This window comes from Lentzea miocenica (genome assembly GCF_033949945.1).
In the GTDB taxonomy this organism is placed as follows: domain Bacteria; phylum Actinomycetota; class Actinomycetes; order Mycobacteriales; family Pseudonocardiaceae; genus Lentzea; species Lentzea miocenica.
The window spans coordinates 182,164-193,587 of record NZ_JAXAVW010000017.1 but is presented as its reverse complement, the minus strand read 5'-3'; the positions used below and the strand labels follow the sequence as shown (position 1 = coordinate 193,587).

The 11,424-nt window shown below is 69.0% G+C and carries 12 protein-coding genes; 8 read left to right on the top strand and 4 right to left on the bottom strand.

The genetic code is table 11. The features are described 5' to 3' along the window. The coding region (locus tag SK803_RS22160) for an ATP-binding protein (RefSeq protein ID WP_319967952.1) at nucleotides 1-2,763 on the top strand (2,763 nt) is incomplete at its 5' end. A 169-nt stretch (nucleotides 2,764-2,932) separates the two neighbouring features. Next, nucleotides 2,933-3,505: a dihydrofolate reductase family protein gene (locus SK803_RS22155; protein ID WP_086663515.1), complete on the top strand. Its 573-nt coding sequence runs from the start codon at nucleotides 2,933-2,935 to the stop codon at nucleotides 3,503-3,505. On the opposite strand, the gene SK803_RS22150 is transcribed toward SK803_RS22155, so the two are convergent. Next, entirely contained in the window at nucleotides 3,487-4,212 is a 726-nt protein-coding gene (locus SK803_RS22150) for a MerR family transcriptional regulator (protein WP_319967951.1), read from the bottom strand. The two genes, SK803_RS22155 and SK803_RS22150, sit on opposite strands and share 19 nt — an antisense overlap. 71 nt (nucleotides 4,213-4,283) lie before the next feature. On the opposite strand from SK803_RS22150, the gene SK803_RS22145 reads away from it, so the two are divergent. The 5 genes from SK803_RS22145 to SK803_RS22125 all read left to right on the top strand — a co-directional run bounded on the left by SK803_RS22145 (nucleotide 4,284) and on the right by SK803_RS22125 (nucleotide 8,566). Further along, nucleotides 4,284-5,066: a hypothetical protein gene (locus SK803_RS22145; protein ID WP_319967950.1), complete on the top strand. Its 783-nt coding sequence runs from the start codon at nucleotides 4,284-4,286 to the stop codon at nucleotides 5,064-5,066. A 63-nt stretch (nucleotides 5,067-5,129) separates the two neighbouring features. After that, a complete protein-coding gene (locus tag SK803_RS22140; protein ID WP_319967949.1) occupies nucleotides 5,130-5,777 on the top strand; it encodes an ABC transporter permease in 648 nt (215 codons plus the stop codon). Then, on the top strand, nucleotides 5,764-6,885 hold the full coding sequence (locus SK803_RS22135) for an ABC transporter ATP-binding protein (protein WP_319967948.1): 1,122 nt from the start codon (nucleotides 5,764-5,766) through the stop codon (nucleotides 6,883-6,885). The genes SK803_RS22140 and SK803_RS22135 overlap by 14 nt, the downstream gene beginning before the upstream one ends. Beyond that, nucleotides 6,882-7,616 carry an ABC transporter permease gene (locus SK803_RS22130; protein ID WP_319967947.1) on the top strand — a complete coding sequence of 245 codons (735 nt, stop codon included), beginning with the start codon at nucleotides 6,882-6,884 and terminating at the stop codon, nucleotides 7,614-7,616. Before SK803_RS22135 ends, SK803_RS22130 begins: the two co-directional genes overlap by 4 nt. Next, nucleotides 7,613-8,566 carry a glycine betaine ABC transporter substrate-binding protein gene (locus tag SK803_RS22125; RefSeq protein ID WP_319967946.1) on the top strand — a complete coding sequence of 318 codons (954 nt, stop codon included), beginning with the start codon at nucleotides 7,613-7,615 and terminating at the stop codon, nucleotides 8,564-8,566. Before SK803_RS22130 ends, SK803_RS22125 begins: the two co-directional genes overlap by 4 nt. 11 nt (nucleotides 8,567-8,577) lie before the next feature. Here the strand turns inward: SK803_RS22125 and SK803_RS22120 are convergent, their stop codons facing one another. Both SK803_RS22120 and SK803_RS22115 read right to left on the bottom strand, forming a co-directional pair. Then, nucleotides 8,578-8,859: a SelT/SelW/SelH family protein gene (locus SK803_RS22120; RefSeq protein ID WP_086663518.1), complete on the bottom strand. Its 282-nt coding sequence runs from the start codon at nucleotides 8,857-8,859 to the stop codon at nucleotides 8,578-8,580. After that, a complete protein-coding gene (locus SK803_RS22115) occupies nucleotides 8,856-9,728 on the bottom strand; it encodes a helix-turn-helix transcriptional regulator (RefSeq protein ID WP_319967945.1) in 873 nt (290 codons plus the stop codon). The genes SK803_RS22120 and SK803_RS22115 overlap by 4 nt, the downstream gene beginning before the upstream one ends. Nucleotides 9,729-9,874: 146 nt before the next feature. On the opposite strand from SK803_RS22115, the gene SK803_RS22110 reads away from it, so the two are divergent. Further along, nucleotides 9,875-10,915, top strand: coding sequence for an NAD(P)-dependent alcohol dehydrogenase (locus SK803_RS22110; protein WP_406601562.1), 1,041 nt, complete (start codon nucleotides 9,875-9,877; stop codon nucleotides 10,913-10,915). Between the two features lie 98 nt (nucleotides 10,916-11,013). Here SK803_RS22110 and SK803_RS22105 read toward each other — a convergent pair whose 3' ends face one another. Beyond that, nucleotides 11,014-11,385 (bottom strand): MerR family transcriptional regulator, encoded by a 372-nt coding sequence (locus tag SK803_RS22105; RefSeq protein WP_319967944.1) that lies wholly within the window; start codon nucleotides 11,383-11,385, stop codon nucleotides 11,014-11,016. Nucleotides 11,386-11,424 lie beyond the last annotated feature (39 nt).

Below are 11,424 nucleotides of genomic sequence, written 5' to 3'. Positions count from 1 at the left end.
TCGCTTGCCATGCAGTTCCAGTCCCCGGTGCTGGTGGGTCGGAGCGAGGAGACCTCAGCACTGCGGGCCGCGGTGGCACGGGCCGAGCAGCGTCGCGGTGGCGCGGTGTTCCTGGTGGGAGAACCGGGAATCGGCAAGTCACGGCTGGCGTCCGAGCTCGTCGGGCACGCCTCGCACCGCGGATTTCGCGTGCTCAGGGGACGAGCGAGCCGGGCGGTGCCGTTGCGGGCGCTGTGCGAGGCGGTTCTGTCGGCGTTTCGCAAGGTCGACGCACCGGACGAGAAGCAGCTCGGCGCCTATCTGCCCGTGTTGCAGAGGATGGCCCCGGACGCGCCCGCCGGTGTGCCGGATCCGGCCGTGGTCAGGGCCGAGGCGGTGCTGAGGTTGCTGACCGCCGAGAAAACCGTTGTGCTGCTTGAAGACCTGCACGAAGCGGACGGCGAGACGCTGGCCGTGGTCGACTACCTGCTCGACAACCTCGCGGACGAACCGGTTCTGCTGCTGGCCACGCTGCGGCCGCATCCCGATGGCGCGCGCCAACTCGCGGACTCGGCTGCTGCCCGCCGGGTCGCGGGTGTGTTGCGGCTCAACGGTTTGAGCGACGACGAGGTGGCCGAACTCGCCGGCCACCGCCTCGGCGGACCCGTGCCCGCCGACGTGCTGGCGAACCTCACCAGGATCGCCGACGGGGTGCCGTTCGTCGTCGAGGAGCTGCTCAACGGCGATCTGCGGGCCGGCGTGCCGCCCACCGTCGCGGCGGCGACGTTGCAACGGGTGGACGCGCTCGGGCCCGAGTGCGTCGCGCTGCTCGAAGCCGCCGCGATCTTCGGGCGGACGTTCCCGCTGGACGTCGTCGCGGCCGTCGCGAAGTGCGCGGACGCGACGCGGTTGTTGCAGGATGCCGAACGCGCGCAGCTCGTGCACGGCCAGAAGTTCCGGCACGCGCTGACCGCCGACGCGATCCGGGGCAGGATGACGCCGACGGCCCGCGCGGCGCTCGCTCGCCAGGCAGCTGAAACCACGGAAGCGTTGCGTCCCAACGAACTGGAGCTCATCGCCGAGCTGTGGGAGGCGGGTGGCGACACGAGCAAGGCCATCGGCTGCCTCGTCCGGGCCGCACGGCACGCCGCCGCGCTCGGCCGGTTCGGCACCGCGGTCGAGCTGCTCGAACGCGGACAGACCCTGCAGGGCGACGATCCGGACCTCGCGGCCGACCTGCTCGACGCGCTCGCCGTGGTGCTCCCGCTGGCCGCGGTCGTCGTCCCCGCGGACAACGGCGCGCGGGCATTCGCGCTGGGAGAACGACTTCAGCAGGCGCTCACCGCGTCGCACGCCGAGCCGGAACGAAGAGCCGCCGTCCGTCTCGCCCAGGCCAGGGTCGCGGCCGTCGCGGGCCGGTGGGAACGCGGTCTCGACCTGCTCGCGACGGAGAAGGAGACCTGCGCGGCCATCGACGTCGTCAAGGCGACGCTGCTGCTCGGGCTCAACCAGCTGGACCTGCTGCCCAAGGCCCGCGCGCTGGCCGAACGCGCGGCCGCCACCGGCACCCCGGAGATCGTCTGCGAAGCCCTCGAAGTGCTCACCCGATGCACGCGGGGGCAGGATCTCGCCGAGGCGCGGCAGCACATCCAGCGCTGGCTGCAGGTCGCCGAACAGCACGGGCTCGCGGCGTGGCGGCTGCGGGCGTTGCTGGAGCTCGGCATCACCGACAAGTACCTGACCATCGGCGTCGACACCCTGCTGGCGGCCCGGCGCGCGGCGCTCGACACCGGCGCGATCGTCATCCTCATCGCGGCCGACCTGCACCTGGGCGCCACCTACCTGGTGCGCGGCGACTACGAGGAGTCCGCGAGGTACGGCGCCAGCGCGGGGGAGGCCGCCGAGAAGCTCGGCCTGCACGCGTTGAAGGCGCTGGCCGTGGCCATCGAAGCCGGTATCGCGTCCATGCACGGCGACCGCAAGGCGACCGACCGGGCGCTGACCCAGCTGCGTGATCACGGCGGGTCGGAGGAGATCTGGTCGTACAGCTCGGCGATCTGCGCGTTGATGGAGGAACGCTACGACCGCGCGCTGGCCGAGTTCGACGAGGTGGAGAAGGCCGTCACGGAACCGCGGATCCTGCGCGGCACCTTCTACCAGGGCCCGCGGCTGCTGGTGCGGGTCGCGCACGGGCTCGCGGGCTGGCCGGAGTACGAACGGCTGGCCGAGTCGCACCTCGCCCAGGTGCGGCTGCACCGGATCTACTTCGCCTGGAGCCGCGCGATCCTGCTCGGCCGCGACGGTCGAGCGACCCTGGCGAACCAGGCGGCGGCGGAAGCGCTGGAACTCAGCACCGGCCTCGGCCTGCCGCGCCATCTGGGACTGCGGCTGGCCGGTCCGCGGGCGCTGGCCGACGGGTGGGGCGAGCCGCTGGAGTGGCTGAGAGAGGCCGAGGAGCACTTCCACCGGCACGACGTGGCCGCGGTCGCCGCCGCGTGCCGGGCGGTGCTGCGCGAGGCGGGCGCACCTCGGCAACGACGGCGGCGCGACCACGGCACCGTGCCCGCTGAACTGCGCAAAGCCGGTGTGACGGTCCGCGAGTTCGAGGTGCTGCGACTGGTCGTGGAACGGTTCGGGAACGCCGAGATCGCCGAGCGGCTCTTCCTGTCCCCGCGCACCGTCGAACGCCATGTCGCGAGCCTCAAGGCCCGCACCGGCCAGCCGACCAGAACCGCGCTCATCACCTATGCACGTCCGGTAATTGGGGGGTCTTCCCGCATGTGAGCCGGCCCGGCGCCCGCAAGACTCCTGGACAGCCGGCGGCGCTGGACTCGGAGGGGTGTTCAGCGCCGCCGTGACGCATGCCGGAAACTTTCCTGGCGCGCGATGTCGATCCTGGCGTCGCCTGTTCGACGCACTGATGACAGCAAGTGCGAACACCAAGGAGAAACCGATGCGCACCCTGATCGCCACCGCGTTCGTCTCGCTCGACGGCGTCGTCGAAGCCCCCGGCGGCGAGCCCGGTCACCGCAGCTCCGGCTGGACCTTCAAGGACATCGAGTTCGACGAGGCCGCCTACGAGATCAAGGGCCGTGAGCAGGAAGAGGCCGCGGCGATGATGATGGGCCGGGTCAGCTACGAGGCCTTCTCCCCGGTGTGGCCGACGCTCGACTACTTCCCGCAGTACAACGTCATGCCGAAGTACGTCGTGTCCAGCACGCTGAAGGAAGACCAGCTGGTCGACAACTGGGGCGACATCACGATCCTGCGGTCGCTGGACGACGTGGCCGCGCTGAAGGAGACCGAGGGCGGCCCGATCTCCATCCACGGCAGCGCGACGCTGAACCGCAACCTGTCCGACGCGGGTCTGATCGACCGCTACCACCTGCTGGTGTTCCCGGTGCTGCTCGGCGCGGGCAAGCGGCTGTTCAGCGAGACCGACAAGGACAAGCAGCTGCTGAAGGTCGTCGAGAGCGAGTCGTACTCGAACGGCATCCAGAAGCTGGTCTACGACGTCGTGCGCTGACGCACCAGTTCGGCCAGCCGGATCCACGCCGGCGAGTAGTCCTGCACGTGTGCGCCGAGCAGCGACTGCTCGTCGGCGGAGACCACCTCGTGGATCGTCTGCGCCGACTCCTGCCGCAGTCTGGCCGCCATCACGTCGGCCAGCTCGTGGAGCCGCGGATCGGCCGGGTCCCAGTCGTGGGCCTGGTCGTAGGTGACGTAGAACTCGCGGAAGTCCGGGTCCGCCAGCTGTTCGCGCTTCTGCGCGATCCACCCCAGGGCCTGGTCCGGGTAGCTCGCGGCGAGCAGGATCCACCCGTCGCGTTCGAAGCGCACGCCGCGTTCGCTGACGCCCAGCGCGCGCAACTGGTCCAGGTAGCCGGTGATCTCGGCGGGCAGGAACATCCGGTCGCCTGCTTGGAGCGCGGCGACGCCGAGTTTGCGTTGCCGCAGCTCCTCGATCTGCCGGGTGAGGCCCTGGTCGATCTCCTCGATCGCCGTGGCGAACTGCTCCGGGGTCGCCCTGATCAGTTCGTGCACACGGGTCAGCGGGACGCCGGCCTCGGTGAGCGTCCTGATCCGGATCAGGTCGACGACGGCCTGGGCGGGATAGCGCCGGTAGCCGGAGTGGTCGCGTTCCGGTTCGGGGAGCAGGCCGGTCTGGTGGTAGTGGCGCACCGCCCGCACCGTGACGCCGACGTACTCGGCGAGCCGCTTGATCGTCAGCACGCCTGCATTGTGGGGCATCGCCATTCTGCTGCTTGACCTTGACGGTGCGTCAGCCTTTGAGCATTGCCGTCATGTTCACGAACTGGCATCGCCCACTCCTGGTCAACACACTGCTGCTGTTCGGCCTCGCCCTCGTGGCCGCGGCCGGGATCTTCCTCGACGACCGCACGCTGCTGGGGGAACCGCTCTGGCTGAAGCCGATGAAGTTCGGCCTCGCCTTCGGGGTGTACTCCGGCACGCTCTCGTGGGTGCTGAGCACGCTCACCAGGGCCCGGAAATTCGGGTGGTGGATGGGCACGGTGTTCGCGGTGGCGGCGTTCGCCGAAGTCGGGGCGATCACGTTTCAGGCCGCGCGTGGCACGTTCAGCCACTTCAACACCTCGACCGACTCGATCACTCTCCTCGCCACGCAGATCTTCACCAACGGCGTCGCGGTGTTGTTCCTCGTACAGCTGGCCATCGTGACGTTGGTGCTGTTCCAACGCGACGGTGACCGGGCGCTGAAGCGGGCCGTGCGCGCGGGGCTCGCGTTGGCGACGGTCGGCATGATCCTGCCGGTGTACTGGCTCGCCACCGAGGTCAACCAGCGCACGGTCGTCGACGCCAACGGCCAGGAAATCGTGATGTACCAAGGGCATGACATCGGTGAGAGCGGCGACTTCCGGGTACCGCACTTCATCGGGCTGCACGGGATTCAGGTGCTGTTGCTGGTCGTCTTCGCACTGCGGCGAGTCGACGAACGTTTGCGAGCGCGGCTCGTCTTGGTCGCCGCGATCGGCTACACCGTTTTGCTCGCCGTGGCGATCTGGCAGACGTCTCGCGGGCGGTCGTTGGTTCAGCTCGTTCTTCCTTGATGCTTGCCCCACTGTCCACAGTGGTGTTGGGTAGACGCCAACTTCGAGGGCGGGGCCACGAGGATGAATTTGCTGCAGTACGTCGCCGATCGCTGGGATCGGCTGTCCTTGCAGGCCTTCTTGCACGTCAGTGCAGTGGTGCAGTGCACAGTTCTGGCGACCCTTCTCGGTGTGGTGATCGGGGTCGCCGTCTACCGCAGTCCGGTGGGATCCGCGCTGGCCACAGCCTTGGCGAGCACGATTCTGACCATTCCGTCGTTCGCGCTGCTGGCGTTGCTGATTCCGGTGTTCGGACTGGGTGCGGACACCACGGTCGTCGCTTTGGTGCTTTACGCGCTGTTGCCGATCGTGCGCAACACCATCGTGGGACTGGCCGGTGTGGACCCGGCTGTGAGCGATGCGGCAAAAGGGATTGGGATGAGCAGATTCGGGGTACTGACCCGGGTCGAGTTGCGCCTGGCGTGGCCCGCGATTCTGGCCGGAATGCGGGTCGCGACGCAGATGCTGATGGGCATCGCGGTCATCGCGGCGTACGCGAAAGGGCCGGGTCTCGGATCCGAGGTGTTCTCCGGGCTCGCGAACGCGGGCAGCGCGAACTCGTTGAACCAGGCCCTCACCGGCACGATCGGCGTGGTGATCCTCGCGCTGCTGCTCGACGGCATTTACGTGCTGGTCAACCGTTTCACCGTCTCGAGGGGTGTCCGTGGCTGAAAAGGGCATTGAGATCAGGCTCGACCACGTGACCAAGCGGTATCCCGGGCAGAAGGCGGCGGCGGTCGACGACTTCTCGATGGTCGTGCCCGCCGGGCAGATCGTGGTGTTCGTCGGGCCGTCCGGGTGCGGCAAGACGACGACCATGCGGATGATCAACCGGTTGATCGAGCCGACGTCGGGCACGATCACGATCGGCGGCGAGGACGCGCTGAAGATCGACCCGGACGACCTGCGCCGTCGCGTCGGGTACGCGATCCAGCAGGCAGGGCTGTTCCCGCACTTCACCGTGGCGCAGAGCATCGGCATCGTGCCGGGGCTGCTGGGCTGGGACAAGAAGAGGATCGCGGCTCGGGTCGAGGAGATGATGGAGCTGGTCGGGCTCGATCCCGGCGAGTTCGCTGACCGGTTCCCGCGCCAGCTCTCCGGTGGTCAGCAGCAACGTGTCGGCGTCGCGCGTGCGCTGGCCGCCGACCCGCCGGTGTTGCTGATGGACGAGCCGTTCGGCGCGGTCGACCCGATCACGCGCGGACACCTGCAGGACGAGTTGTTGCGGCTGCAGAACGAGCTGCACAAGACGATCGTGTTCGTCACGCACGACTTCGACGAGGCGGTGAAGCTCGGCGACAAGATCGCCGTGCTCGGCAACAGGTCCACGATCCTGCAGTACGACACGCCGGACGCGATCCTGGCCAACCCGGCGGACGACACGGTGGCCGGGTTCGTCGGCGCCGGCGCGTCGTTGAAGGCGTTGACGTTGCTGAGGGTTCGCGACGTCGAGCTGGGTCAGGCGGTGACCGCGAGGGCCGGCGCCGCACCGTCCACTGTGGAACTGGGTGACGAGAGGTTCGTGCTGGTGCTCGACCAGCGCGACCGGCCGTTGCGATGGGTGCACGTGAAGGAGTTGACGCGCGCCCAGTCGCTGGACGGTCTCGGACGACCGGTGCAGGACTCGGTGACGTTGCAGTCGACGCTGCGCGACGCCCTGGAGGCGATGGTCAACGAGGGCGGGCGCGCGGTCGTCACCGGCAACCGCGGTGAGTACGTCGGCACGCTCGACCTCACGACGGTGACCGAGGTCGTGCAACGGTTGCGGGCGACCGCATGACGGGCGAGCGGATCAGGTTCTGGGCGCAACCGCTCGCGGTGGTGCTGATCGTCGGTGGTGTGCTGGCGTGGGTGTTCTCGAGTGAGCTGACGGCGACCGAGAAGAGCACGCTGAACGCGTCGTCGTTGCTCCAGGCGCTGGCCGACCACCTGCTGATGACGATCGTGGTGACCGCGATCGTGGTGCTGGTCGCGGTTCCGGCGGGCGTCGTCGCGACCCGGCCCTGGGCGCGCTGGCTGGCACCGGTGTTCCTGGCGGTCGCGAACGTCGGCCAGGCCGCGCCCGCTCTGGGTGTGCTGGTGCTGTGGTTCCTGCTCACCGGCGCCTCGGGCGGGCTGTGGGTGGCCGCGCTACCGCTCGCGTTCTACTCGCTGCTTCCGGTGCTGCGCAACACGATCGTCGGCATCCAGCAGGTCGATCCGTCTCTTGTGGACGCCGGTCGTGGCATCGGCATGTCGGGGTCCGGTGTGCTGTGGCGGGTCGAGTTCCCGCTGGCCACTCCGTTGATCCTGGCCGGCCTGCGCACCTCGCTGGTGCTGGCGGTGGGCACGGCGACGTTCGGGCTGTTCGTCAACGCGGGCGGCTTCGGGTTGCTGATCGACACCGGTTACAAGCTGAACCTGATGAAGGTCCTGGTGACCGGCTCGGCACTGGCGGCGGGGCTCGCCCTGCTCGTCGACTGGGCCGGTGCGGTCATGGAGCAGTGGTTCGGGCCGAAGGGGCTGCGATGAAAAGGCTCTTGCTCGTTCTGGTGCTGTTCCTGGGTGGTTGTGGCCTCGACATCAACACCGCGTTGCCCTACCAGGTGCTGCCGGGGTCCATCCAGCCCGACCAGTCGTTGCGCGGCGTCGAGATCACCGTGGGGTCCAAGGACTTCACCGAGAACATCCTGCTCGGCTACCTGGCCGAGATGGCGTTGTCCGCCGCGGGCGCGGACGTCGTCGACCTGACCGACCTGAAGGGCTCGCAGACCGCGCGGCAGGCCCTGCTCAACAGCGAGGTCGACGTCACCTGGGAGTACACCGGCACCGGCTGGATCAACTACCAGGGCAACGAACTCCCGGTGCCCGGCGGTGAACAGGCGCAGTACGACGCCACGAAGAAGGCCGACCTCGAACGGTTCGGCGTCGAGTGGCTCGCCTATTCGCCGCTCAACGACCAGTACGCGTTCGCCGTCACCGAGGCCTACGGCGCGCAGCACGGTCTGAAGACGACCTCGGACCTCGCCGCGTTCCTCGCCCGGAACCCGGACCAGGCGGTGTTCTGCCTGGAGACGGAGTTCACCAGCCGCCAGGACGGTTTCCCCGCGGCGAAACGGGCCTACGGCTTCCCGGTCGGCGAGGTGAAGAACTTCGGCATCGGCACGATCTACTCGGCCGTCGCCGGCGGCACCTGCCCGATCGGCGAGGTGTTCACGACCGACGGCCGCATCGCCGCGCAGAAGCTCCGCGTGCTGGAGGACGACAAGCAGGCCTTCCCGCAGTACAACGTGGCACCGACCGTGCGCGCCGAGTTCCTGGCCCGCCACCCGCAGGTCCGCGGCCCGCTGGAGACGGTGAGCCGCGCGCTGACCAACGACCAGATGATCGAGCTGTGCCGTCAGGTCGACGTGGAGGGCAGGGACGCGGGCGAGGTGGCGCGCGACTGGATGGTGTCGAAGGGGTTCATCCGGACGGACTGACGCTCCGGACGCTAGTGCTTGCGATCGGTGTGGCCCAGCGACCGTTCCGGCGCCACCCGGTCGCGCACCAGCTGCTTGAGCACCGCGAGGTCCGGGAAGCCCTCCTGCTCCTTGCGCGACCACACGGTCTCGCCGTCGAGCCGGACGTCGAACACGCCGCCGGTGCCGGGGATCAGCGCGACCTCACCCAGCTCGGTCGTGAACGTGGTCAGCAGCTCCTGCGCGGTCCACCCGGCGCGCAGCAACCACCGGCACTGGGTGCAGTACTCGATCTCCAGGCGTGGCGTCCTCATGCCTGATTTCTAACAGAGGCTCCGTCGCGGGCCGCGTCCTTGCCCCAGCTGGCCAGCAGCTGCAACGCCTCGGCGGACGCCGTGCCGGGTTCGGCGTGGTAGGTGCTCAGGAACAGGTTGGGCTCGCTGGGCATCCGGAGCGTCTCGTACGACAGCGTCATCTCGCCCACGAGCGGGTGCTTCAGCACCTTCGTGCCGAAGCTCTTCTCCTTCACCTCGTACGCGGCCCAGAGCTGGCGGAACAGCTCGCTCTTGAGCGAGAGCTCCCCGATCAGCGCGGCCAGCTCGGGGTCGTCGGAGCAGCAGCCGGCGTCCAGCCGCAGGAACCCGACGATGTCGGCGGCCTTGGACTGCCAGTTGACGAAGAGTTCCTGGTAGGAAGGTCGCAGGAAGATCATGCGGGCCCAGTTGCGGTCGCGCGGCTCCAGCTCGCCCCAGTCGCCGAACAACGCCGCGGCCATCGGGTTCCACGCGAGGACGTCCGTGCGCCGCCCGCCGATGTACGCGGGCACGCCGATGCCGTCGAGCAGGTGCTGCAACGCGGGCCGCACCTGCGACCGCGGAGCCTTCTTCTTGCTCGACCTGGTGCGGGTCAGGTTCTGCAGATGCGCGCGTTCGGCGTCGTTGAGCCGCAACGCGCGGGCGATCGAGTCCAGCACCTCGGTCGACACGTTGCGGCCGTTGCCCTGCTCGAGGCGCGTGTAGTAGGCGACCGAGACGCCCGCGAGCTGCGCCAGTTCCTCGCGGCGCAGGCCCGGCACGCGGCGGGTCCTGCCGTACTGCGGCAGCCCGACGTCGTCCGGCGACAGCCGCGCCCGGCGGCTGCGCAGGAACTCGCTCAGCTCGGTGCGCGGATCCACTGTCGTCATGTACCCGAGTATTCCCGGCGTCACACGGTCGTGCCTGCTACTGCTGGTGGTAGGCACGCCAGACGTACGAAAAGCAGGTGTCTGGGCAGCGGCTCGCGACGGCGGCAGTGTTCACGGTGACACGACCGAAGCGAGGAGAAAACCTGATGAGCACCGTCGCTGCCTACGCCGCTCCCGCACCGAAGGCACCGCTGGAGCGCACGACGATCGAGCGCCGCGAGGTCGGTCCGCACGACGTCCTGATCGACATCAAGTTCGCCGGCATCTGCCACTCGGACATCCACCAGGTCAACGAGGGCTGGGGCCAGGGCATCTTCCCGATGGTCCCCGGTCACGAGATCGCCGGTGTGGTCACCGAGGTCGGTTCCGAGGTGACGCGGCACGCCGTCGGCGACCGGGTCGGTGTCGGCTGCATGGTCGACTCGTGCCGGGAGTGCGACAACTGCCTGCGCGGCTTCGAGCAGTACTGCACGGGCGGCAACACGATGACCTACAACGGCATCGACCGCCGCGGCGACGTCACCTACGGCGGCTACTCCAAGCAGATCGTGGTGGACGAGAACTTCGTCGTGCGGATCCCCGAGGGACTCCCGCTGGACGTGGCAGCGCCGCTGCTGTGCGCCGGCATCACCGTCTACTCGCCGCTCAAGCACTGGGGCGTCGCACCGGGCAAGAAGGTCGCCGTCGTCGGCCTCGGCGGGCTCGGGCACATGGGCGTGAAGATCGCCGCCGCGCTCGGTGCCGAGGTGACCGTGCTGTCGCAGTCGTTGCGCAAGAAGGACGACGGCCTCAAGCTCGGCGCCAAGGACTACCGCGCCACCAGCGACCCCGCCACGTTCACCGAGCTGGCAGGGAAGTTCGACGTCATCCTGTCCACGGTGTCCGCGCCGCTGGACTTCGGCGCCTACCTCGGCCTGCTCAGGACCGACGGCGCGATCGTGAACGTCGGCGCGCCGGAGGAGCCGATCTCGCTGAACCTGTTCGGGCTGCTCGGCGGACGCAAGACGCTGGCGGGGTCGATGATCGGCGGCATCGCGGAAACCCAGGAGATGCTGGACTTCTGCGCCGAGCACGGGCTGGGCTCCGAGATCGAGCTGATCGACGCCGACCAGGTCAACGTGGCGTACGAGCGGGTGCAGTCGAGCGACGTGCGGTACCGGTTCGTGATCGACACCGCGACGATCTGATCGCGCTTCCCCTGTGCCCGGTGGCCGCGTTGATGACGCGGCCACCGGGCACAGGCGGTGGTGCCGGCCTGCCGCGCCTGGCTGGTGTCCACAACGGACTAAGCCGGTGGGCAGGGGACGCCGGACGCGTGGGACGCGTGGGCGCCGGCGATCACCGAGTCGAGCTTCCGGAGCGTCTCCTGCAACTCCTCGATCTGCTTCACCACCGACGAACGGTGCCCGCGCAGCTTGGCCAGAACGGGTGGTGACGCCACGCCGGTGACCACGCACGGCAGCATCTCCAGGATCGCCGCGCTGGAGATCCCGGCGGCGTAGAGCTGTTGGATCAGCTGTACGCGGTCGGCGGCCTTCTCGCCGTACTGCCGTTGCCCGCTCTCGCTGCGTTCGGACGCGAGAAGGCCCTGCTCCTCGTAGTAGCGCAACGCGCGCACGCTCACGCCGGTCTTCGTCGCCAGCTCGCCGATCCGCATGAGACCTCCGCCACAAAAGCTACCTCTGACGTCAATGTC

Bases quoted from the DNA above. Each gene is read 5' to 3' on its own strand.
- SK803_RS22130 (WP_319967947.1), top strand. From the start codon at position 6,882: ATGACGGGCGAGCGGATCAGGTTCTGGGCGCAACCGCTCGCGGTGGTG.
- SK803_RS22120 (WP_086663518.1), bottom strand. From the start codon at position 8,859: ATGAGGACGCCACGCCTGGAGATCGAGTACTGCACCCAGTGCCGGTGG.
- SK803_RS22155 (WP_086663515.1), top strand. From the start codon at position 2,933: ATGCGCACCCTGATCGCCACCGCGTTCGTCTCGCTCGACGGCGTCGTC.
- SK803_RS22115 (WP_319967945.1), bottom strand. From the start codon at position 9,728: ATGACGACAGTGGATCCGCGCACCGAGCTGAGCGAGTTCCTGCGCAGC.
- SK803_RS22140 (WP_319967949.1), top strand. From the start codon at position 5,130: ATGAATTTGCTGCAGTACGTCGCCGATCGCTGGGATCGGCTGTCCTTG.
- SK803_RS22110 (WP_406601562.1), top strand. From the start codon at position 9,875: ATGAGCACCGTCGCTGCCTACGCCGCTCCCGCACCGAAGGCACCGCTG.
- SK803_RS22105 (WP_319967944.1), bottom strand. From the start codon at position 11,385: ATGCGGATCGGCGAGCTGGCGACGAAGACCGGCGTGAGCGTGCGCGCG.
- SK803_RS22125 (WP_319967946.1), top strand. From the start codon at position 7,613: ATGAAAAGGCTCTTGCTCGTTCTGGTGCTGTTCCTGGGTGGTTGTGGC.
- SK803_RS22145 (WP_319967950.1), top strand. From the start codon at position 4,284: ATGTTCACGAACTGGCATCGCCCACTCCTGGTCAACACACTGCTGCTG.